The 21,297-nt window shown below is 64.1% G+C and carries 20 protein-coding genes; 13 read left to right on the plus strand and 7 right to left on the minus strand.

Annotation, left to right across the window (positions count from 1 at the left end):
• Positions 1-339 precede the first annotated feature (339 nt).
• The 3 genes from DCM80_RS27180 (at position 340) to DCM80_RS27190 (ending at position 3,531) form a co-directional block, all read left to right on the plus strand.
• Positions 340-1,581, plus strand: a complete 1,242-nt coding sequence (locus DCM80_RS27180) for an FAD-dependent oxidoreductase (protein ID WP_257194514.1) — start codon at positions 340-342, stop codon at positions 1,579-1,581.
• 179 nt (positions 1,582-1,760) lie between these two features.
• Entirely contained in the window at positions 1,761-2,528 is a 768-nt protein-coding gene (locus tag DCM80_RS27185) for an outer membrane protein (RefSeq protein WP_257194515.1), read from the plus strand.
• Positions 2,529-2,838: 310 nt separating this feature from the next.
• A complete protein-coding gene (locus DCM80_RS27190; protein WP_257194516.1) occupies positions 2,839-3,531 on the plus strand; it encodes an outer membrane protein in 693 nt (230 codons plus the stop codon).
• A 74-nt stretch (positions 3,532-3,605) separates the two neighbouring features.
• Here the strand turns inward: DCM80_RS27190 and DCM80_RS27195 are convergent, their stop codons facing one another.
• The 4 genes from DCM80_RS27195 to parE all read right to left on the minus strand — a co-directional run bounded on the left by DCM80_RS27195 (position 3,606) and on the right by parE (position 8,151).
• Complete coding sequence (locus tag DCM80_RS27195) at positions 3,606-4,376, minus strand: SDR family NAD(P)-dependent oxidoreductase (protein WP_257194517.1); 771 nt, start codon at positions 4,374-4,376, stop codon at positions 3,606-3,608.
• 21 nt (positions 4,377-4,397) lie between these two features.
• Positions 4,398-4,583: a hypothetical protein gene (locus DCM80_RS27200; protein WP_257194518.1), complete on the minus strand. Its 186-nt coding sequence runs from the start codon at positions 4,581-4,583 to the stop codon at positions 4,398-4,400.
• Between the two features lie 300 nt (positions 4,584-4,883).
• Positions 4,884-5,666 carry an outer membrane protein gene (locus tag DCM80_RS27205; RefSeq protein WP_257194519.1) on the minus strand — a complete coding sequence of 261 codons (783 nt, stop codon included), beginning with the start codon at positions 5,664-5,666 and terminating at the stop codon, positions 4,884-4,886.
• 442 nt (positions 5,667-6,108) lie between these two features.
• On the minus strand, positions 6,109-8,151 hold the full coding sequence (gene parE / locus DCM80_RS27210; protein ID WP_257194520.1) for a DNA topoisomerase IV subunit B: 2,043 nt from the start codon (positions 8,149-8,151) through the stop codon (positions 6,109-6,111).
• 272 nt (positions 8,152-8,423) lie between these two features.
• On the opposite strand from parE, the gene DCM80_RS27215 reads away from it, so the two are divergent.
• The 5 genes from DCM80_RS27215 (at position 8,424) to DCM80_RS27235 (ending at position 12,553) form a co-directional block, all read left to right on the plus strand.
• The gene (locus DCM80_RS27215) at positions 8,424-8,954 is read left to right on the plus strand and encodes a DedA family protein (protein ID WP_257194521.1); all 531 of its coding nucleotides are present in this window, start codon (positions 8,424-8,426) and stop codon (positions 8,952-8,954) included.
• Positions 8,955-9,227: 273 nt separating this feature from the next.
• Entirely contained in the window at positions 9,228-9,893 is a 666-nt protein-coding gene (locus tag DCM80_RS27220) for an FMN-binding negative transcriptional regulator (protein ID WP_257194522.1), read from the plus strand.
• The gene (argC, locus tag DCM80_RS27225; protein WP_257194523.1) at positions 9,890-10,873 is read left to right on the plus strand and encodes an N-acetyl-gamma-glutamyl-phosphate reductase; all 984 of its coding nucleotides are present in this window, start codon (positions 9,890-9,892) and stop codon (positions 10,871-10,873) included. Before DCM80_RS27220 ends, argC (DCM80_RS27225) begins: the two co-directional genes overlap by 4 nt.
• Before the next feature lie 26 nt (positions 10,874-10,899).
• The gene (gene argC / locus DCM80_RS27230) at positions 10,900-11,946 is read left to right on the plus strand and encodes an N-acetyl-gamma-glutamyl-phosphate reductase (RefSeq protein ID WP_257194524.1); all 1,047 of its coding nucleotides are present in this window, start codon (positions 10,900-10,902) and stop codon (positions 11,944-11,946) included.
• Positions 11,947-11,959: 13 nt separating this feature from the next.
• Entirely contained in the window at positions 11,960-12,553 is a 594-nt protein-coding gene (locus tag DCM80_RS27235; RefSeq protein ID WP_257194525.1) for a bifunctional 2-polyprenyl-6-hydroxyphenol methylase/3-demethylubiquinol 3-O-methyltransferase UbiG, read from the plus strand.
• Positions 12,554-12,566: 13 nt separating this feature from the next.
• Here the strand turns inward: DCM80_RS27235 and DCM80_RS27240 are convergent, their stop codons facing one another.
• Together DCM80_RS27240 and DCM80_RS27245 are read right to left on the minus strand one after the other, a co-directional pair.
• A complete protein-coding gene (locus DCM80_RS27240; RefSeq protein WP_257179559.1) occupies positions 12,567-12,965 on the minus strand; it encodes an MAPEG family protein in 399 nt (132 codons plus the stop codon).
• A 143-nt stretch (positions 12,966-13,108) separates the two neighbouring features.
• Entirely contained in the window at positions 13,109-14,917 is a 1,809-nt protein-coding gene (locus tag DCM80_RS27245) for an alpha/beta hydrolase (protein WP_257194526.1), read from the minus strand.
• A 253-nt stretch (positions 14,918-15,170) separates the two neighbouring features.
• Between DCM80_RS27245 and DCM80_RS27250 the strand changes: the two genes are divergently transcribed.
• From DCM80_RS27250 to DCM80_RS27270, 5 genes are all read left to right on the plus strand, one after another.
• Positions 15,171-15,446 (plus strand): hypothetical protein, encoded by a 276-nt coding sequence (locus DCM80_RS27250; protein ID WP_257194527.1) that lies wholly within the window; start codon positions 15,171-15,173, stop codon positions 15,444-15,446.
• Positions 15,447-15,661: 215 nt separating this feature from the next.
• Positions 15,662-16,882, plus strand: a complete 1,221-nt coding sequence (locus DCM80_RS27255; RefSeq protein WP_028136621.1) for an LL-diaminopimelate aminotransferase — start codon at positions 15,662-15,664, stop codon at positions 16,880-16,882.
• 28 nt (positions 16,883-16,910) lie between these two features.
• A complete protein-coding gene (locus DCM80_RS27260; RefSeq protein WP_257194528.1) occupies positions 16,911-18,227 on the plus strand; it encodes a homoserine dehydrogenase in 1,317 nt (438 codons plus the stop codon).
• Between the two features lie 85 nt (positions 18,228-18,312).
• Positions 18,313-19,314, plus strand: a complete 1,002-nt coding sequence (glpX, locus tag DCM80_RS27265; protein ID WP_028136619.1) for a class II fructose-bisphosphatase — start codon at positions 18,313-18,315, stop codon at positions 19,312-19,314.
• Between the two features lie 140 nt (positions 19,315-19,454).
• Complete coding sequence (locus DCM80_RS27270; protein WP_257194529.1) at positions 19,455-20,174, plus strand: haloacid dehalogenase type II; 720 nt, start codon at positions 19,455-19,457, stop codon at positions 20,172-20,174.
• A gap of 72 nt (positions 20,175-20,246) precedes the next feature.
• Here DCM80_RS27270 and DCM80_RS27275 read toward each other — a convergent pair whose 3' ends face one another.
• Entirely contained in the window at positions 20,247-21,230 is a 984-nt protein-coding gene (locus DCM80_RS27275; RefSeq protein WP_257194530.1) for an MBL fold metallo-hydrolase, read from the minus strand.
• Between the last annotated feature and the right edge of the window lie 67 nt (positions 21,231-21,297).

Genomic DNA, 21,297 nt, shown 5'->3' on the forward strand with positions numbered 1-21,297 from the left:
CGGCCGCAGCCAGAGCTACATCCGCGGCTCGTTCTCTTCCGCATCGCCGGCTCGGCGCGTTCGCAGATAGACCAGCGCGATGTTGATGGTCAGCCAGGCTGCCACCCCTGCAAGCAACCATGCCACGTTGAACGTTTCCCTCGGATGCCCTTGTCGGGTCGTATCTCCTGATAACAACAGGGGGCGCGGCTTATTCCCGGGATCGGACGGGCCGGCACGATCCGAGCCGCCGGCCAATGTTGGCATCGCGCATCCAGATTTCAAGCTCCGCTCGATCGGAATCGGCGTTACATTGCCGGTCATATCCTGATCGATCTCACATCGCGGATCGTGGCTGCAATGACATCCGGCCAACCATCGAACCGAACGAAACAAGTCCGCTGCTGCATCGTCGGCGGCGGACCTGCGGGCATGATGCTCGGCTATCTCCTGGGGCGGGCCGGCATCGAGGTCGTGGTGCTGGAGAAGCATGCGGATTTCTTCCGCGATTTTCGCGGCGACACCGTGCACCCCTCGACGCTTCAAGTGATGGACGAGCTCGGCCTGATCGACGGCTTCCTGAAACTGCCGCATCAGCGCCTGCAGAAGATGGACGGCCTGTTCGGCGGCACGCCGGTGCGCATCGCCGATCTTTCGCGGTTGCGCACCAAATATCCCTTCATCGCCTTCATGCCGCAATGGGACTTCCTGAATTTCCTGCGCGAGGCCGGCCGGCGCTTTGCCTCGCTCGAGGTGATGATGAGCACCGAGGCGGTCGATCTGATCCGCCGCGGCGAGACCATCGCCGGCGTGCGTGCGAAGACGCCTGACGGCCTCATCGACATCGAAGCCGATCTCACCATCGCCTGCGACGGCCGGCATTCGACCGTGCGCGAGCGCGCGGGCCTCGCGGTCGAGGAGATCGGTGCGCCGATGGACGTGCTGTGGTTCCGCGCCGGCCGCAACGCCGAGGAGACGGAAAACGTGCTCGCGCGCGTCGAGCCCGGCAAGATGATGATCACCTTCGATCGCGGCGATTATTGGCAATGCGCCTATGTCATCGCCAAGGGACAGCACCAGGCGGTGAAGGCGAGGGGGCTGCAGGCGCTGCTCGACGACATCGTGCGCATGGCCCCGGTCCTCAAGGCAGGCATCGCCGACGTGAAGAGCTTCGACGACGTCAAGCTGCTAACCGTCGCGATCAACCGGCTGCCGCGCTGGACGCAGCCGGGCCTGCTTTGCATCGGCGATGCCGCGCATGCGATGTCGCCGGTCGGCGGCGTCGGCGTCAATCTTGCCGTGCAGGACGCGGTCGCGACCGCCAACCTGCTGGCGGACCAGCTGCAGCGCGGCTGCCCGTCCGAGGACAAGCTCGATGCCGTCAGGCGTCGCCGCGAGTTCCCGGTGAAGATGACGCAGCGCATGCAGGTGCTCGTGCAGAACAACATCATCAGCGGCGCCCTGCGGAGCGGCGACCGGCCGCTGAAGGTGCCGCTGATCGTGCGCCTCATCACCGCGCTGCCATGGCTCCAGGGTATTCCGGCGCGCCTGCTGGCGCTCGGCGTGCGGCCCGAGCACGTGCGTTCGAAGGCAGCGCCCTAGCGCAACATATCGGTAGGGATAATGTCGCGTTAAATCGCGCCTCGGGCGTTGCGGGTCTGCAACAGCGCGGGTGGATTTGTGGACCTGCGTAGCCCGGCGCGCCGCGTTAACTCTGTTGATTCCAATTTTAGTAACGCCCGTCTGTGACCGTGCGCCCATCAAAGGACACGGGGTGTACCATGCGTAACAAGTTGATTGCCGCCTTCGCCTGCACGACCGCTCTGGTTTCGACCGGCGCTGCTTCCGCCGCCGATCTCGGTGCCCGCTACACCAAGGCGCCCGCCTACGTGGAGCCGCTGTTCAACTGGACCGGCTTCTATGTCGGCGGCCACATCGGCGGCGCTTGGACCAACGAGCAGTTCGTCAACAACGGGATCGGCGCGCCGTTCGGCGACCTCGTCCCGGGCCAGGGCTATCGTCAGCGCGGCTCGGGGGTCATGGGCGGCGCCCAGATCGGGTACAACTGGCAGGCCAACAATTACGTGTTCGGCATGGAAGGCACGATCTCCGGCCTCGACAACCACGGTTCGTTCACGAACACCGCGTTCGGTGCCGGGGACGACGTGTTCTCCTGGCGCGCCAACGTGCTCGCGACCGTGGTCGGCCGCGCCGGCTTCGCCGTGCAGAACAACCTGTTCTACATCAAGGGCGGCTATGCCGGCGTGAACAACCGTCTCTCGGTGACCGACACGGTCGGCCCGGCGACGGGCTCGGGCGGACAGACCCACTGGGCCAACGGCTGGACGGTCGGCGCCGGCTGGGAATACGGCGTCACCCGCAACTGGATCGTCGGCCTCGAATACAATTACGCCGCCTTCGGCAGCCAGACCTATCAGCTCGGCGGCACGGCGGGGAACTACACCTTCGACGCCAAGCCGCGCGACATCCAATGGGCCGTCGTGCGCGCGAGCTACAAGTTCGACGCCCCGACCATCGCCCGTTACTGAGCACGTCGACGACGCAACGCGACCAACGATCAAGAAAAGCACTGCCAAATTCAAAAGCCCCGGCCTGGTCCGGGGCCTCTTTTTTGCGCGGTGAAAGACATTCCTTGCGTGGAGAGAAACGTCAATCTCACAGACCCTTGCGTGATCCGAATGCCACTTTCTCCTGAATAGCGCACGGGAACCGGAGCGCAGCGCGGATTCACTCTCGCGGCGCGAGCGGCGCCACGTATAAATTCGTCTCTAGACCATTTCGCTTCGTTGCAACTTTGTCTGGAGCAATACGATGAAAAGGGCTTTGGCTTTCGCAGGAATGATGTCTCTTCTGGTCGGCGCGCCCGGCATCGCGACGGCAGCCGACATGGCAGTCAAGGCTGCGCCGATCGCGCCGCCGGTGGCGATCTACAACTGGACCGGCTTCTACATCGGCGCGTTCGGCGGATATGGCTGGGGCGACCACGATCGCCTCAACGACGCCGGTTTTGCGAACAGCTACAGCTCGAGCGGCGGCATCGCCGGCGGCCTCGCCGGCTACAATTGGCAAATCAGGAACTTCGTGCTCGGCGTCGAAGGCGATATCGCCTGGGCCGACATCAAGGGCGACGACAATTTCGTCGGCGGGAACAGGGACGAGACCACGCTGCGCTGGGTCGGCACCATCCGTGGCCGGGCCGGCATTGCCTTCGACAAATGGTTGCTCTTCGCAACGGGCGGCTGGGCCTATGGCCAGCAGCGCCACGTGAACACGGATCTTTTGATCGGTGTTGATGCCTTCTCATCGAACACCAACGGCTGGACGGCGGGTGCGGGCGTGGAATACGCCTTTGCTCCGAACTGGCTCGGCAAGGTCGAGTATCGCTATTACGATTTCGAGCGCTATCGCCGCGCCGGCGTGCCGTTGGTCACGCCCAACGGCAATGTTCCCTACAGTGTCGCCAGCCAGTACCATACCGTCACGGTCGGCGTCAGTTACAAGTTCGGCGGCCCCGTGATGGCGAAGTACTGATCGCGGCAGGCTTTGGACTCAAAAGCCCCGGCAGGGATGCCGGGGCTTTTTTCATGCGTCGCGTCGCGCGCGCCTCAGGCCATCACCGAGAAGCCGCCGTCGACGGGGATCGCGGTGCCCGTGACGAAGTTCGATGCGGGCGATGCCAGGAACACGGCGATGCCTGAGAAGTCGTCGATGTCGCCCCAGCGTCCCGCCGGCGTGCGCGCCAGCACCCGCTCGTGCAATCCCGACACCTGCTGCCGCGCGCCGCGGGTGAGGTCGGTATCGATCCAGCCCGGCAGGATCGCATTGACCTGGATGTTGTCGGGCGCCCAGGCATTGGCGCAGGCGCGCGTGTACTGCACGATGCCGCCCTTGCTCGCCGCATAGGCGGTGGCGAAGCTCGCGCCGAAGATCGACATCATCGAGCCGATGTTGATCACCTTACCGTTGCCGGATGCCTTCAGGTGCGGATAGGCGAGCTTGGAGCACAGGAAGGCGCTGGTGAGGTTGGTTTCGATCACCTTGTTCCACTCGTCGAGCTCGAGCTCGTGCGGCGGCTTGCGAATGCTCATGCCGGCGTTGTTGACGAGGATGTCGATGCGGCCGAGATCCTTGAGCACGCGGGCAATCATGGCTTCGATCGCGGCCCTGTCGGTGACGTCGGTCGCAACCGCGAGCGCCTTGATGCCGCGCCGGCCGAGATCCTCGACGGCTGTCTTGGATTTCGCCTCGTTGCGCCCGACCACGGCGATGTCGGCGCCTGCATCGGCAAGACCGCGCGCCATGCCGAGGCCGATGCCGCCATTGCCTCCTGTGACGATCGCGACCTTGCCGCGGAGATCGAACCGGCTGGATGTCATGCTTTCATGTCCTGACTTGTTCTATTGGTTGCTCTGCCAGATCAGCACCAGCCCGAAGCCGGCCATGGCGGCGCCATAGCCGGCCCATTGCAGCTGGCTGATCATGAAGCTCGATTTCGGCCAGGGGACGGTGCCGGTGCCCTGGCCGATCCAGAGCAGCCCGACGGCGGTTGCAAACAGGCCTGCGACAAGCAGAAATCTGCGCATGCGTTCCTCCATCGATCCGCTTCTGTCGCGACTCGCGGCGTGAAGGATCTGCTGCGGCCTCGAAAGCTTGGGCGCACAGTAACCGCAGCTCTGGTTTGGATACAATGGCGTGCCGGCCCGAGCCGCCGCGGACCGCATCTCGTAGTGCGCACGGCAGTGCGATCACCGACGCCGCATGGGCGGCGATGCTGGCCCAGTTCGCTTTGTGCGGTCGCCGAGGGCGAGCAGCGCCTGCCGACACTCCATAACGAAAAAGCCCCGGACGATGCCGGGGCTTTGACGTCTGAACTTGCGTTCGGATCAGTACTTGGCGACGACCGGACCGGTCCAGTTGAAGCGGTAGACCAGCGAGGTCGAGATCGTCTGGTTCCAGTGGGTGGCGCGAATGTCGCGGCCGACCAGCGTGTTGGTCACATCGAACAGCTCGTTCTGAGTCTTGCCGTTGTAGAAGGCCGAACGATACTCGGTCTTCATGAACCAGCCGGGCGAGGTGATGCCGAAGAAGTTCAGGCTGTTCTCGACGCCGCCACCGATGAACCATCCGTGACGGTCGTAACCGTCGAGATGGATACCGGCCGGAGTGCCGGCGAGGTTGGTGAAGTTGGTACGGCCGAAATGCGCGCCCGAGTAACCGCCGTTGACGTAGGAGAGAACGTTCGGCGCGACCAGCCAACCGAGGCGCACACCAGCAGCCCACGAGGTTTCCAGCTTCTGAGAGCCGGTGAGACCAGCGATCGGGTCCTGGATGGTGCCCTTGATGCTGCCGAACTGACCGTCAGCGAACACACCGGCAACCCAGGTGCCGCTGAACTGCCAGTCATAACCGGCACCAACGGTGCCGAACCAACCCGAGCCGCCCTGGCGCTGATCGATCGTCAGCGGTACGGCGCCGACCGTGGTCTGAACATGCTGGTCGGTGTTCGAGAGGCCGCCGCCGCCGCCGCCGAAAACGTAGAAGCCGGTCCAGTTGGCGACGGGCGCCGGCATCGGGGCCTTCACGTAGGGACGGGCGCCGAGGTCGGCGGCCGAGGCCGAACCGGTCATCGCGGCAACCGCGGTCAGTGCGAGCAAAATCTTCTTCATGTCAAAATCCCCAACCTTGGTCTGTCGTAACAGGCGCGAGCGCACTGAAGTTCGTGTCATCTGATGACCCGGACTATAGACGTTTCCCGCCGAAATGCTGTTGCCGGGCAGGCACAGTCGCCCGAAAACGCCAGGAGCGCGCATTTGGGGCCTGACGTGCCAAAATCAGCAATAGTGATGTAAATTCAATATCTTGAGAAAAATATCGCGCGGCCAATTCGGGTAGGGTTTCGTTAGTAAATTCGGCCTTCTCCGAGATCGATGCCGTGCCGCCACGGTCCGATCACCGTGAGTCGGTGGCCGAATCGCAGTCACCGCGCCGGGAATCGCCCGGCGCGAGGCGGCGGTAGGCCGGAATACCCTGCAAAGAACGAGGCCGCCCAAAACGAAGAGCCCCGGCGTCTGGCCGGGGCTCTCGAGTGGAGTGCGACAATGCTGGCGCTCAGACGTCCAGCAGCTCTTCGCTGGCAAATTCAGCCTTGTCCGAGATGAAGGCAAAACGTGCCTCCGCCTTGGTGCCCATCAGGCGCTCCACCGAATCGGCGGTGGTGTCACGGTCGTCGGGCAGCAGGACCACCTTGAGCAGGGTCCGCTTGGCCGGATCCATGGTGGTCTCCTTGAGCTGCGCCGGCATCATCTCGCCGAGGCCTTTGAAGCGGTTCACCTCGACCTTGGCGTTGGCGTTGAAGACGGTCTTGATCAGCTCGTCCTTGTGCTTGTCGTCGCGCGCGTAGACCGACTTCGTGCCGTGGGTCAGCTTGTAGAGCGGCGGCACCGCGAGGAAGAGATGTCCTTCGTCGATCAGCTTCGGCATCTGCCGGTAGAAGAAGGTGATCAAGAGCGAAGCGATGTGCGCGCCGTCGACGTCGGCGTCGGTCATGATGATGATGCGCTGGTAGCGCAGATCCTCTTCGCGATATTGCAGGAGCTGGCCGCATCCGATCGCCTGCACGAGATCGGAGAGCTGTGCGTTGGCCGTCAGCTTGTCCTTGCCGGCGGACGCGACGTTGAGGATTTTTCCGCGCAATGGCAGCACCGCTTGCGTCTTGCGGTCGCGCGCCTGCTTGGCGCTGCCACCGGCCGAGTCGCCTTCGACGATGAAGAGCTCGGAGCCTTCGGTGCCGGCGTCGGTGCAGTCGGCGAGCTTGCCGGGCAGGCGCAGCTTCTTGCCGGCGGTCTTGCGCGCGGTTTCCTTTTCCTGGCGGCGCCGCAGCCGCTCCTCGGCACGGTCGATCACGAAGTCGAGCAGCCGGTTGGCCATGTTCGGATTACCCGACAGCCAATGGTCGAACGGATCCTTCATGGCCTGTTCGACGATGCGCTGTGCTTCGGCGGTGGCGAGCCGGTCCTTGGTCTGGCCCTGGAATTCGGGCTCGCGCACGAACACGGACAGCATCACGGCCGCGCCCACCATGACGTCTTCAGACGTGATGGACGAGGCGCGCTTGCCCTGGCCGACGCGCTCGGCGTGATCCTTCAGGCCGCGGAGCAGCGCGCTGCGCAGGCCGGATTCGTGCGTGCCGCCGTCGGGCGTCGGGACGGTGTTGGTGTACGACGAGAGGAAGCCGTCCGCATCCGCGGTCCACGCCACCGCCCATTCGCAGGCGCCGTGCGCGCCGTTGCGGCCCGACTTGCCGGAGAAGATGTCGGGATGCACCAGCGTGTCGGCGTGGATCGCTGCCGCCAGATAATCCTTGAGGCCGCCAGGGAAGTGGAATGTAGCTTCCGCCGGCACGTCCTCGACGCCCTTGAGCAGCTCGGGCGCGCAGTTCCAGCGGATCTCGACGCCGCCGAACAGATAGGCCTTCGAGCGCGTCATCTTGAACAGGCGCTGCGGCTTGAAGGCGGCCTTGGGCCCGAAGATGTCGGTGTCGGGCTTGAAGCGCACGCGCGTGCCGCGGCGGTTGTTGACCTTGCCGAGGTCCTCGAGCTTGCCCTTGGGATGGCCGCGCTCGAAAACCATGCGGTGCAGCTTCTGGCCGCGCGCGACCTCGACCTCGAGCCGTGAGGAGAGGGCGTTCACCACGGAGATGCCGACGCCGTGCAGACCGCCCGAGGTCTCATAGACCTTGCTGTCGAACTTGCCGCCCGAATGCAGCGTGCACATGATCACTTCGAGCGCCGACTTCTTCGGGAACTTCGGATGCGGATCGATCGGGATACCGCGACCGTTGTCGGTGACGGTCAGGAACCCGTCCGCGCTCAGCTCGACACCGATGAAGGTTGCATGTCCGGCCAGCGCCTCGTCCATCGAGTTGTCGATGACCTCGGCGAACAGATGATGCAAAGCCTTCTCATCGGTGCCGCCGATATACATGCCCGGCCGGCGCCGCACCGGTTCCAGGCCTTCGAGCACCTCGATGTCGGCGGCGGTGTAGTCGGCTTCGCCGCCGCTTCCGCGCGGCGCCGGCCTGGCGGCGCGGGGCTTCGGCTCGTCGCCGCCGAAAAAATCGTCATTTGCTTTGGGTTTCAACTGCTTGGACATATATCTTGATGCGTCTTGAGGGCCGCATAAGCGGCGAATCGATCTGGCCGACTATGCCACTTCTGACCGGGAAAAGTTATCGCAGGGGCGGGCCGGGCGCCGTGTTGGGAGCCAATCCCGACGATTTTACGCCGCAGACCATCCATTCCCGGCAATTTGACGGTTGCCAAGCGTCTTGTGGGGCTTTGTGACTTGATGTCACACAAGTGCTTGGCTTACCAGTCTTTTTGATCGAGCAGCACCTTGAGACGGGGCGGGAAGGCTAATTTTTGATGGAGCAGTTTGCGCACGCCCTGGTCGATTTTGTGCGCGTTCACCAGGCTTGGGCAGCCCCGATTGTGTTCCTGCTCGCCTTCGGGGAGTCGCTCGCCTTCATCTCGCTGCTGGTTCCGGCCTGGGGCGCGCTGGTCGCGATCGGTGCGCTGATCGGCGTGAGCGGCATCAGCTTCTATCCGGTTTGGATCGCCGGCGGCCTCGGCGCGGCGCTGGGCGACTGGGTCTCCTACTGGTTCGGCTATCGCTACAAGGAAAAGGTCGCCGAGATGTGGCCGCTCTCGCGCTATCCGGGACTGCTGCCTAGAGGCGAGGCCTTCGTGCGCAGCTGGGGCATCCCCAGCATCTTCATCGGCCGCTTCTTCGGCCCCTTGCGCGCCTCGGTGCCCCTTGCGGCCGGCATTTTCGAGATGCCCTATTGGACCTTCCAGGTCGCCAATTTCGTCTCGGCCCTGCTCTGGTCCGCCGTGCTCCTGCTGTTCGGCGACGTGCTCGCCAAGATCATGGAATGGATCTGGCGGGTGATCTAGGTCCCCGTCGTTCCGGAGCGCTCGCCAAGCGAGCGAACCCGAATGACAAGGGTTGCCTTGACGGGAACCGGATCTCGCTTTATAGCCGCGCGCCATGATCTACGCCGCGACCATCCTGTTCGCCCGTCGCCGCCGCCGCATCTTAGCGGTTTGGGCGGTCGATCGCGTTTGAGATCATCGTCTTTGCCGCTGGATCCGATCCGCGGCATTCTCTCTCCTGTCAGCGCGATCTGATCCGGCGGCTCCCTCGAGGAGGCCCAGCAGGAGACCACGATGTACACGCCACCCTTTTTCAAGCAGGACCGCGCCGCAAGCCTGAAATTCGCCGAAGCGCGCGGCTTCGGCACCATGTGTGCTTTCGACGGCAGCAAGCCGATCGCCTCGCCGTTGCCGTTCTATCTGACTTACGCCGCCGACGGCACGCCGCAGGCCGCCTTTCATGTCGCGCGTCACAATCCGCTGCTAAAGCTGGCGGGCAGTGATGCGTCCTGGCTGCTCGCGGTCAACGGCCCCGATGCCTATGTATCGCCGGACTGGTACGTCTCGCCGGATCAGGTTCCGACCTGGCTCTACCAATCGGTGCATCTGAGCGGGCCGGTGCGCTTTCTGACGGACGACGAATTGTCGGTGCAGATCGACACGCTCAGCGACAAGTTCGAGAGCTGGCTGCTGCCGAAGAGGCCTTGGACGTCGGGCAAGATGACGGCGGGCCGCTTGGAGACGATGAAGAAGGCGATCGTGGGTCTGGTGATGAATGTTGAAGAGGTCGAAGGCAGCTTCAAGCTCAACCAGCACAAATCGGACGCCGACTATGCGGCGATCGCCAATGCGCTTAGTGCCGGCGATGCCGACGCCAGGCAGATCTCGGATTTGATGCGGCAGGCAAGGCCGCAAGTTTTCGCAAACGACACGAACATGCTCGAAGGGAGCGCGTCATGAGCCTCGCCGACACCACCAAAGCTCCGACCACCGGTGCGGCCAAGAAGCCCGCCACCGTCTTCGTCGACGGCGGCTCCGGCACGACCGGCCTCGGCATCAACGAGCGGCTGAAGCTCCAGAACGACGTCGTCGTGAAGGCGCTTTCCGACGACAAGCGCAAGGACCCCGCGGCCAAGAAGGCGCTGATGGAGGAGGTGGATCTCGTCATCCTCTGCCTGCCCGACGCCGCCGCCAAGGAGACGGTCGCCCTGGTCGACAGCATGGGAGCTCGGGCGCCGAAGGTGCTGGACGCCTCGACCGCGTACCGGGTCGCGCCTGACTGGGCCTACGGCTTTCCCGAGCTGACGCCGGACCAGGCCGGCAAGATCAAGGCCGCCAGCAAGGTCTCCAATCCCGGCTGCTATCCGACCGGCGCGATTGCCCTGCTGCGGCCGATCGTCGATGCCGGGCTGCTGCCATCAGATTATCCCGTCACCGTCAACGCGGTGAGTGGTTATTCCGGCGGCGGCAAGTCGATGATCGCGAGCTTCGAAGACGGCAGCGCGCCGTCGTTCGAGCTCTACGGCCTCGGCTTCGAGCACAAGCATCTGCCCGAGATGCAGCTCTATTCCAACCTGGCGCGGCGGCCGATCTTCATTCCGTCCGTCGGCAACTATAGGCAGGGCATGCTGGTCTCGGTGCCGCTGCAGCTCGACACGCTGCCCGGCAAGCCTGGGGGAGCCGATCTGCAAGCCGCGCTCGCCAAGCGCTACGCCGGCTCGAAATACGTCAAGGTGATGCCGCTTCAGAACGAAGCGTCAAAGGGCGGCCGGCTCGAGCCGGAGGCGCTCAACGACACCAACATGCTCGAGCTCTACGTCTTCGCCAGCGACAAACATCACCAGGCCGTGCTGGTCGCCCGGCTCGACAATCTCGGCAAGGGCGCATCCGGCGCGGCGGTGCAGAACATGCGGCTGATGCTGGGCTTGGCAGAGGCGTAACCGATCCAGCGTGAGAGGAGCGTGTGATGAGCACCAAGAAGATCGGCATTCTCGGCGCCTCCGGCTACACCGGCGCCGACGCGGTGCGCCTGTTGGCGCGGCATCCGAACGCCGAGATTGCCGCACTCACTGCCAATACCCATGCCGGCAAAGCCATGAGCGAGGTGTTTCCGCATTTCTTCATGCTGGACCTGCCTAAACTCGTTGAATGGGAAACGGTCGACTGGAGCAGGCTCGATGCGGTATTCTGCGGACTGCCCCACGGGACCACGCAGGAAATCATCGCCGCGGTCCTTAAGGTGAATCCTGAGATCAAGGTCCTCGACATGTCCGCCGATTTCAGGCTGCGGGACAAGAACACCTATGCGCAATGGTACGGCCACGAGCATCGGGCGCTCGAATTGCAGGGCGAGGCGGTCTATGGTCTGACCGAATTCTATCGCGAGAAAATCACGTCGGCGCGGCTGGTGGCCTGTCCCGGCTGCTACCCCACGGCGGCGCTGCTTGCGCTGGTACCGCTCACGAAGGCCAAACTGATCGACGTCGACGACATCGTCATCGACGCCAAATCGGGCGTCACAGGCGCCGGACGCGGGCTGAAACAGAACACGTTGTTCAGCGAGGCGGGTGAGGGGCTTTCGCCCTATTCGGTCGGCACCCACCGGCACGCGCCCGAGATCGAGCAGGAGATCAGCCTCGCCGCCGGCTCTGCCGTGACGGTGAACTTTACGCCGCATCTGATCCCGATGGCGCGTGGCGAACTCTGCACGTGCTATGTAAAACTCAATGGCGCGACGCCCGACGATTTGCGGGCCGCTCTCGAGAAAGCCTACGTCAACGAGCCCTTCGTGCATGTCGCCAAAAAGGGCGTGCTGCCGCAGACGCAGAATGTGCGCGGTTCCAACTATGTGCAGATCGGTGTCGTTGCCGACCGCATCAAGAATCGGGCGATCGTCATTTCCACGCTCGATAATCTGGTGAAGGGCTCGGCGGGGCAGGCGATCCAGAATATGAATCTGATGTTCGGACTGCCCGAGACGGAGGGATTGGAGCAGATCGCGCTGTTCCCGTGATGTGAGTGCGACAGTGGACGAAGAGACGCTGCAATTCTACCGCGGCAACGCAGAGGCCTATGCTGGGCGCGAGATCACCTCGCGCCAGGCGCGGCTGACGGCGTTTCTCGCCCGGCTCGCGCCAGGTGCTTCCATTCTCGAACTCGGATGCGGCGCCGGCGGCGATACCGCGGACATGCTGGCGCGCGGCTTTGCGGTTCGCCCGACCGACGGATCGCCGGAAATGGCGAAGGTCGCCTCCCGCCGTCTCGGGCGTCCCGTCCAGACCCTGCTGTTCGAGCAGCTCCACGAGACCGAGACCTATGACGCCGTCTGGGCCAATGCGTGCCTGCTGCACGTGCCGAGACCCGAACTCGCCGAGGTTCTCGCGCGAATCTGGCGCGCGCTGAAACCGGCCGGCTTCTTCTACGCTAGCTACAAGGCCGGCGAGGCCGAAGGGCGCGACACGTTGAACCGCTATTACAATTATCCCTCGCCGGACTGGCTGCGGGCGACCTACGCCGAGGCGGGCAGCTGGAGCGAGGTGACGATCGACACCGGCGAGGTCAAGGGCTTCGACGACAAGGCCGCATTGATGCTGTTCGTCGTCGCGCAGAAGAGGGGCTGAGCGCGGCGCCCCCTCAGAACACCCTGAAGATCGCCAGCGCCAGCACGGCCTGGGCAAGGAAGCCGACGGTGAAGGCGAGGGTGCGGAACACCGGAATTCCGAGCGTATAGACGATGGTGTGCGCGACACGAGCCCAGAAATAGACCGCGCAGGCGAGCACCGTCCATTTCGTGGAATAGTCGATCGCGTTGAGGATCAGCACCAGCGGTGCGAAGACGATGAGGTTCTCGACCGCGTTGTCGTGCGCGAACATCAGCCGGTTCGCCCAGTCCGATTGCGGCTTGTCGTTGCGAGAAGGGTTGGCCATCGCGCCGCTGAGACCGCGGACCTGACAGCGGTTGATCGTGTAGGGAATCCAGAGGATCCCGGTCAGGATCACCGTCAGTGTCAGCCAGAACAATTCGCGCGTCATAGTCCAGTCCCCTCTGTCGTCGCTGTGGTGAGCGCGAGTCTATACGAAAGCGCGAGAGATTTCGCCATGCGCAAGGAAAGCTTCGTTGCTTGTTTGTGCATGATCCAATCGGAAAACCGCTCCGCACTTGTCCGGATCATGCCCTATGCGCGGACCCTGACATAGCTGCCGGGCGCGTCCTCGATCGGCGGGAATGCTTCGCTCCCCGGCAGGCGCGCCGGAACCTGCTCCGGATCGAGCTCGCCCAGCCATTGCCGCCAGTCCGGCCACCACGAGCCCTTGTGCTCGACCGCGCCCTTCATCCAATCGGCGACGCTGACGTCCTTGATGTTGTCGTTGGTCCAGTACTGGTACTTGTTGGAGGCCGGCGGATTGACCACGCCTGCGATATGGCCCGAGCCCGACAGCACATATTTCACCGGACCGCCGAAGAATTGCGAGCCGTACAGCACCGATTCCGCCGGCGCGATATGGTCCTCGCGGGTGGCGAGGTTGTAGACGGGCACCTTGACCTTGGAGAGATCGAGGAGGGTATTGTCGAGCACCATCGTGCCGGTGGAGAGCCGGTTCTCGAGATAGCAATTGCGCAGATAGTAGGAATGGTTCGACGCGGTCATCCGCGTCGCGTCGGAATTCCAGTGCAAGAGGTCGAATGCGCTCGGCTGCTGGCCCTTGAGATAATTGCTGACCACGTAGGACCAGATCAGATCGTTGGAGCGCAGCATGTTGAAGGCCATCGCCATCTTCGAGCCTTCGAGCACGCCGGCCGCCTTCATGTCCTGCTCGAGTGATGCGATCTGCTCCTCGTCGACGAACACCAGGAGGTCGCCGGCATGGGTGAAGTCGACCTGCGCCGCGAAGAACGTCGCCGACGAGACCCGCTGGCGGCGCTTCTCGGCGAGCCAGGCCAGCGTGGTCGCGAGCATGGTGCCGCCGACGCAATAGCCGGCGGTGTGCACCTTCATCTCGCCGGTGACCTTCTCGATCACGTCCATCGCGGTGAGCGGGCCTTCCTTCATGTAGTCTTCCCAGCTCTTGTTGCCGAGCCGCTTGTCGGGATTGACCCATGAGATCACGAACACGGTGATGCCCTGGTCGACGCACCACTTGATGTAGGATTTCTCCGGCTTGAGATCGAGGATGTAGAACTTGTTGATCCATGGCGGCACGATCAGGAGCGGGGTGCGCAGCACCGTCTCCGTGGTCGGCGAATACTGGATCAGCTGCATCATCTCGTTCTGATAGATCACCTTGCCCGGCGTCGTCGCCATGTTGACGCCGACGACGAGGTTGTCCGGGTTGGACTGGCGGATCTTCAGCATGCCCTTGCCGGCCGCGATGTCCTCGGCCAGCATCGAAAGGCCGCGCGCGAGGTTCTCGCCGCTGCTCGCCAGGGTCTCGCGCAGCACCTCCGGATTGGTCAGCACGAAATTGGACGGCGACAGCGCGTTGGTGACCTGCTGAACGTAGAACTCGGCCTTGCGGCGGGTATGCGGATCGAGCCCTTCGGCATCGCGCACCAGCTCCTGCGCCCATTTGGTCGTGAGCAGATAGAGCTGCATGACGAAATCGAAGAACTGGTTCGACTTCCATTCCGGATCGGCAAAGCGCTTGTCGCGCGGCGAGGGCGCGATCGCGGGCGGGGCGTCCTGGCCGGCCATGCGGCGCACCGCCGAGCCCCAGAGGTCGAGATAATCCTTGGCGAGCTTGGTCTGCAGATCGGACGAGCGGGACGTATCCGACAACCAATATTCGGCAACCGAGGTGAAGGTCTTGACGACCTCGGCAAGCTCGGTCGGCGGCCGATCCTGCACCTCGCCGCTCTCGCGCGGCTTGAGGTAGGCCGCAAGCGCCTTGCCGCCGCTCTCCATCGCCCGCGCGACATTCATCGCGAAGGCTTCCGCATCGAACTTCGTCTCGGGTTTAGGCGTATCGGTCGTGGCCATACTCATGGGCAGAACAGTAACGAGTCATTCCTTATTCGTCACCGCGAAGCTCGCATGTTTGACGTTAAACACGCTCGAAGATGTGCTGCACTGCGACAAAGCTTCTTGGTTTTGTCACAATCACGGTGCAACCCTCCGGTCGTGGGCCTTTGGTGTTTTCTCGCTCGTTCCATTTGTGGGCAGCAATGGTTTGAGCTTGGGCAGGTTGTCGGGTTAGTGTGCGGCAGCTTGCATTGGGACGAGCAGGGGATTTCCCAAAGTGTTGGCGTTGAGGGTCCTACAGAGGTCGCTGCTGATCGGTGGCGCGCTGCTGAGCGTGGCATTTGTGATGGGCGGCTGTTCGAGTCAGTTCGCGGATATGACGCCGATGGACGCGCAGGCACCTGCGAGGGAGCCTGGGAGCTATCTGCCGGTGCACGACCTGCCGCCGGATCGCGATCAAGCCGTCATCCCGCCGGAGCAGCGCGCCAAGATCGAGGCCGAACTCGCCGCCGCGCGCGATCGCCAGGCGGCCGCCGCCAAGGACGCGAAATGAGGCGGTGCAACGTAATCTCTGGCGCCCCCGCCTTGCCGTGCTAAAAGACCTGGGTTCAGCCGAGAGTCAGGGCGAACGACCTCAGCCTTCGCTGTCGATGATTGCTCTAAGTATTTGATTTTGAGTGATTTTCGCAACGGGACCGAGCCCCTTTCCGTAAAGCCGTCCTGTCTTTCGATTCTGTCCTGACCGGTTGCCCGGGAGCCCAGAGAGCCATGGAAGAATTTTACCGCATCCGCCGCCTTCCGCCTTACGTGTTCGAGCAGGTCAACCGGGCCAAGGCGGCCGCGCGGAATGCCGGCGCCGACATCATCGACCTCGGCATGGGCAACCCGGATCTGCCGGCCCCGGCACATGTGCTGGAGAAGCTGAAGGAGACGCTGGGCAAGCCGCGCACCGACCGCTACTCGGCGTCCCGCGGCATCCCCGGACTGCGCCGGGCCCAGGCCGGCTACTACGCCCGCCGCTTCGGGGTGAAGCTCAACCCTGACACCCAGATCGTGGCGACGCTCGGCTCGAAGGAGGGCTTTGCCAACGTGGCGCAGGCGATCACCGCGCCCGGCGACGTCATCCTCTGTCCGAACCCGAGCTATCCGATTCACGCCTTCGGCTTCTTGATGGCGGGCGGCGTGATCCGCTCGGTGCCCTCCGAGCCGACGCCGCAATTCTTCGAGGCGGCCGAACGGGCGATCATCCATTCGATCCCGAAGCCGCTCGCGCTCGTGGTCTGCTATCCCTCGAACCCGACCGCCTATGTCGCGAGCCTCGATTTCTACAAGGACCTCGTCGCCTTCGCCAAGAAGCACGAGATCCTGATCCTGTCCGATCTCGCCTATGCCGAGGTCTATTTCGACGAGAGCAACCCGCCGCCCTCGGTGCTCCAGGTGCCCGGCGCGATGGACTGCACGGTCGAGTTCACCTCGATGTCGAAGACCTATTCGATGGCCGGCTGGCGCATGGGCTTTGCGGTCGGCAACGAGCGCGTGATCGCAGCGCTCGCCCGCGTCAAATCCTACCTCGATTACGGCGCGTTCACGCCGGTCCAGGTGGCCGCGACCGCGGCGCTGAACGGCCCGGATGATTGCATCAAGGAGATGCGCGACACCTATCGCAAGCGCCGCGATGCGCTGGTTGAATCGTTCGGCCGTGCCGGGTGGGAGATTCCGCCGCCGGAGGCCTCGATGTTCGCCTGGGTGCCGCTGCCGGAGGCCTTCCGCAGCGTCGGCAGCATGCAGTTCGCCACCCTGATGGTGGAGAAATCCGGCGTTGCGGTCTCGCCCGGCGTCGGCTTCGGCGAGCATGGTGAAGGATATGTCCGCATCGCCATGGTGGAAAACGAGCAACGGATCAGGCAGGCCGCGCGCGGCGTGCGACGCTTCCTTGAAAGCGGCATCGAAACGTTGCACAACGTGGTTCCACTCGCCAATCGGCGCTAATTCTCTTCTGCAGGTTTTCTGAAGTATCATGGTCGCACCCCTGAAAGTGGGCATAGCGGGGCTCGGCACCGTGGGTGCCGAAGTCATCCGTTTGATCGAAACGCAGGCGCGCGTGCTCGCAGGGCGCAGCGGCCGCGGCATCCGCGTGGTTGCGGTCACCGCGCGCTCGAAGACGAAGAAGCGCGGCATCGATCTGCGCGGCTTCGAATGGGCGAAGGACCCGATCGCGCTCGCCACCCATCCCGGCATCGATTGCTTCGTCGAGCTGATCGGCGGCGCCGGCGATCCCGCGCTGTCGGCGGTCGACGCCGCGCTGAGCGCCGGCAAGTCGGTCGTCACCGCCAACAAGGCGCTGCTGGCCAAGCACGGAATCAAGCTCGCCAAGGCGGCTGAAAAGCACGGCGGAGCGCTGAATTTCGAGGCAGCCGTCGGCGCCGCGATCCCCGTCATCAAGACCTTGCGCGAGGGGCTTGCCGGCACCGGCATCAACCGCGTCTACGGCATCCTCAACGGCACCTGCAATTACATCCTGACCCGGATGGAGCAGGAGGGTCTGTCCTTCGCCGAATGCCTCAAGGACGCGCAGCGGCTCGGTTATGCCGAGGCCAACCCGTCGTTCGATGTGGATGGCCACGATACCGCGCAAAAGCTCGCGATCCTCGCCAGCCTCGCCTTCGGCACGAAAGTTGCTCAAAGTGCGGTGTATGTCGAAGGCATCTCATCCATCGCACCGGAGGATCTGCGCGCGGCGTCCGAGCTCGGTTATCGCGTCAAGCTGCTCGGCGTGGCGGTGCGCACCGCCAAGGGCATCGAGCAGCGCGTGCACCCGACCATGGTGCCGAAATCCTCCTCGATCGCGCAGGTGATGGGCGTCACCAATGCGGTCACGATCGACGGCGAGGGCATTCCGCCGATCACGCTGGTGGGACCCGGCGCCGGCGGCGCCGCCACCGCATCAGCCGTGGTTGCCGACATCGCCGATGTCGCCCGCGGCATCCGCGCCAATCCGTTCGGCCGTCCCATTGCGCAATTGCGCGACACCAAGAAGGCGCCGATGGAGCGCCACGAGGGCGGCTATTACATCCGCCTGCTGGCGCGGGATTTCCCCGGCACCGCGGCTGCGATCGCGACCCGGCTTGCCGAGCAGAAGATTTCGATCGAGTCGATCGTGCAGCGTCATCCCAATGGCGGCGCTGCGCCTGATAACGGCAAGGCGGTCCCCGTGCCCGTCATCCTGATCACCTATGCGACGCATGAGGACGCCGTGCGCCGGGCCCTTGCGGCCGTGCAGAAGGACAAGGTGATCAGCGGACGGCCGCAGGTGATCCGGATCGAGAAGAACTGAGGCGGTTCGTTCGAACGAATCGTGGGCGTTGCGAATTGATGCGGGCAGAGAATTCTGTCCCAAACCGGTTTGAAGGAGTTAGCCGATGTCGACCCATATTTCAGTCCCGCCGCAAGCGTTGCTCGAGCGCATCCTGACGCTGGAGATCGTGCGGGTGACGGAGCGGGCGGCAGTGTCGTCGGCGCGCTTGCGCGGCCACGGCAACGAGAAGGCGGCCGACCAGGCCGCGGTCGACGCCATGCGGCGCGAGCTCAACAAGCTGCCGATCCAGGGCACCATCGTGATCGGCGAGGGCGAGCGCGACGAGGCGCCGATGCTCTTCATCGGAGAAAAGGTTGGCGTGAACGCCGGCCCCGAAGTCGACATCGCCGTCGATCCGCTCGAAGGCACCACGCTGTGCGCCAAGAACATGCCGGGCTCGATCGCCACCATGGCGATGGCCGACGGCGGCACGCTGCTGCACGCTCCCGACGTCTACATGCAGAAGCTCGCGATCGGTCCCGGCTACGACAAGGGCGTCGTCGAGCTCGATGCGAGCCCGGCCGACAACGTCCGCCGCCTCGCCAAGGCCAAGGGCGTCAAGCCGGAGGGGATCACCGTTCTCGTGCTCGACCGTCCGCGTCACGCCAGCATCATCGAGAGCGTGCGCTCCACCGGCGCCGCGGTGCGCCTGATCACCGACGGCGACGTCGCCGGCGTGATCCACTGCGCCGATCCCGACAACACCGGCGTCGACATGTATCTCGGCACGGGCGGCGCGCCGGAAGGCGTGCTCGCCGCCGTGGCGCTGCGTTGCATCGGCGGCCAGATGCAGTGCCGCCTGATCCTGGATTCCGGGGAGAAGATCGAGCGCGCCGCCAAGATGGGCGTCAACGATCCCAAGATGATCTACGGCATCGAGGACATGGCGCGCGGCGACTGCCTGTTCGCCGCCACCGGCGTCACCACGGGCTCGCTGCTGTCAGGCGTCAAATTTCGCAAGGACGGTGTGATCGAGACCGAGACGGTGGTGATGCGCTCCGTCACCGGCACCGTGCGCTACATCAAGGCCGAGCACCGCGAGCTCGCCAAGTTCCATCTGGACTGAGAAGTCCTTCATTCCGGGCGACGGGACCGCGCGAAACGCGCGGCCCGGAGAACCCGGATCTCGCGCCACAACTTCTGGATTCCGGGTTCGATGCTGCGCATCGCCCCGGAATGACGACAAGAATAACAGGGAAGCGCGCCATGTCCGATCTCTCCTCCGTCAAAGCCCTGGTCTTCGACGTGTTCGGCACCGTCGTAGATTGGCGCACCAGCCTGATCACCGACTTCATGTGGTGGAGCAGGCAGCGCGGCATCAGCGCCGACTGGACCGCCTTGGTCGACGGCTGGCGCGGCATGTACATGGCCTCGATGGACGACGTGCGCCAGCATCCCGAGCGCGGCTATGTCATGCTCGATGATCTGCACCGCCGCTCGCTGGAGAAGCTGGTCGCACAGTTCGCGATCAAGGGTCTCACCGACGCCGATCTCGACTACCTCACCAAGGGCTGGCACCGGCTCCATCCCTGGCCAGACAGCGTCGCCGGCCTGACGCGGCTGAAATCGAAGTTCGTGATCGCGCCGCTCTCGAACGGCAACGTCGCGCTGCTCACCAACATGGCGAAGTTCGCCGGCCTGCCGTGGGACCTGATCATGTCGGCCGAGCTGTTCGAGCATTACAAGCCCGATCCCGAGACCTATCTCGGCGCAGCCAAGCTGCTTTGCCTCAAGCCGGAAGAGGTCATGATGGTTGCCGCCCACAATGGCGATCTCGCGGCCGCGCAGAAGAACGGGCTGAAGACGGCGTTTGTGGCACGGCCGACCGAGTACGGTCCGCTGCAGAAGGTCGACTTCGAGGCGACCGGCAAGTGGGACATCGTCGCCAAGGACTTTGGCGGTATCGCCGACAGGCTGGGGTGCTAGCCGCCGTCCTCGATCGAGGTGCGCGGCAACAGCGGTCCGGGCAGCGCGAGCGCCGCCCGGAGGTGATCTGCGCTACAGCGTCATCTTCATCGGTTCGGGATAATAGTGGAATCCCTCGCCCGCCTTGGCGACATGACCGTAGCCCGGCCAGGCGAAGTGATAGGACATCACCGGCGTCTTGTTCGCCGCGAGCATCGTCAGCAGCTTGACCCGCGTGTCCGCCGCCTGCTTCGGATCGGTGTCGTAGGAGAACTCCATCCGCGGCCGCTCCAGTAGCAGCACGGAATGGTGCGAGAGGTCGCCGAGGAAGGCAAAGGATTTTCCCGCCGACGTCACCATGAAGATGGTGTGGCCGACGGTGTGGCCGGGCGCAGCGATCGCCTGCACGCCGGGCAGGAATTCCTGGCCGTCCTTGAAGAACACGATGCGGTCGCGCACCGGCAGCAGGTTCTTGCGGGCATGAACGACGAAGTCCTTGGCCGGGCCGCCGAGCTTGGCCTCGTCGGTCCAGAAGTCGAAATCGGTCTGCGAGATGTAGACCTGCGCGTTCGGAAACAGCGGCTTGCCGCCTTCATCGACGATGCCGCCGATATGGTCGATATGGGCATGCGAACAGACCACGGCGTCGATGTCGCCCGGCTTGATGCCGGCCTCCGTCATGCTTTTCTGCTGCCGGCCGGTGCTGGCGCCGAACATCTTCGATGAGCCCATGCCGGTGTCGAACAGGATCAGCTTGTCGCCGGTGTTCACGATCGGCGAATTCTGTTCGAGCACGACGTTGTCCGGCGACAGGAAATTGTCCGCCAGCATCTTCTTGACCTCTTCCTTGGAAACGCCGGTGAAGGTCCCGGAGGGATCGCCGAGCGGCAGCGGTCCGTCGGACACGACGGTCACCTCGGCATCGCCGAGAACGAAGCGGTGCCAGTATGGCGTCTGGGTGCCGAGCTTGGGAGCTCGCGCCAACGCGCTGCTGCCGAGCATCGCGCTGGCCCCAAGGCCAGCTCCAAGGCTGGCTCCAAGTGCAAGTAAAGATCGACGTGAGACATCGATTGTCATGCGTTTCCTCCGCCTTTGTCTTTTGCTTTGCGCGATTGTTCGCGCGTTGCGACCGGCCCCAGCGGCC

It is taken from the genome of Bradyrhizobium sp. WBOS08, assembly GCF_024585125.1.
GTDB lineage: Bacteria > Pseudomonadota > Alphaproteobacteria > Rhizobiales > Xanthobacteraceae > Bradyrhizobium > Bradyrhizobium japonicum_B.

Bases quoted from the DNA above. Each gene is read 5' to 3' on its own strand.
- parE (WP_257194520.1), bottom strand. From the start codon at position 8,151: ATGTCCAAGCAGTTGAAACCCAAAGCAAATGACGATTTTTTCGGCGGC.
- DCM80_RS27220 (WP_257194522.1), top strand. From the start codon at position 9,228: ATGTACACGCCACCCTTTTTCAAGCAGGACCGCGCCGCAAGCCTGAAA.
- DCM80_RS27245 (WP_257194526.1), bottom strand. From the start codon at position 14,917: ATGAGTATGGCCACGACCGATACGCCTAAACCCGAGACGAAGTTCGAT.
- DCM80_RS27195 (WP_257194517.1), bottom strand. From the start codon at position 4,376: ATGACATCCAGCCGGTTCGATCTCCGCGGCAAGGTCGCGATCGTCACA.
- DCM80_RS27180 (WP_257194514.1), top strand. From the start codon at position 340: ATGACATCCGGCCAACCATCGAACCGAACGAAACAAGTCCGCTGCTGC.
- argC (WP_257194523.1), top strand. From the start codon at position 9,890: ATGAGCCTCGCCGACACCACCAAAGCTCCGACCACCGGTGCGGCCAAG.
- DCM80_RS27255 (WP_028136621.1), top strand. From the start codon at position 15,662: ATGGAAGAATTTTACCGCATCCGCCGCCTTCCGCCTTACGTGTTCGAG.
- DCM80_RS27275 (WP_257194530.1), bottom strand. From the start codon at position 21,230: ATGACAATCGATGTCTCACGTCGATCTTTACTTGCACTTGGAGCCAGC.
- DCM80_RS27270 (WP_257194529.1), top strand. From the start codon at position 19,455: ATGTCCGATCTCTCCTCCGTCAAAGCCCTGGTCTTCGACGTGTTCGGC.
- DCM80_RS27200 (WP_257194518.1), bottom strand. From the start codon at position 4,583: ATGCGCAGATTTCTGCTTGTCGCAGGCCTGTTTGCAACCGCCGTCGGG.
- DCM80_RS27205 (WP_257194519.1), bottom strand. From the start codon at position 5,666: ATGAAGAAGATTTTGCTCGCACTGACCGCGGTTGCCGCGATGACCGGT.
- DCM80_RS27240 (WP_257179559.1), bottom strand. From the start codon at position 12,965: ATGACGCGCGAATTGTTCTGGCTGACACTGACGGTGATCCTGACCGGG.
- DCM80_RS27185 (WP_257194515.1), top strand. From the start codon at position 1,761: ATGCGTAACAAGTTGATTGCCGCCTTCGCCTGCACGACCGCTCTGGTT.
- glpX (WP_028136619.1), top strand. From the start codon at position 18,313: ATGTCGACCCATATTTCAGTCCCGCCGCAAGCGTTGCTCGAGCGCATC.
- DCM80_RS27190 (WP_257194516.1), top strand. From the start codon at position 2,839: ATGATGTCTCTTCTGGTCGGCGCGCCCGGCATCGCGACGGCAGCCGAC.
- argC (WP_257194524.1), top strand. From the start codon at position 10,900: ATGAGCACCAAGAAGATCGGCATTCTCGGCGCCTCCGGCTACACCGGC.
- DCM80_RS27215 (WP_257194521.1), top strand. From the start codon at position 8,424: ATGGAGCAGTTTGCGCACGCCCTGGTCGATTTTGTGCGCGTTCACCAG.
- DCM80_RS27260 (WP_257194528.1), top strand. From the start codon at position 16,911: ATGGTCGCACCCCTGAAAGTGGGCATAGCGGGGCTCGGCACCGTGGGT.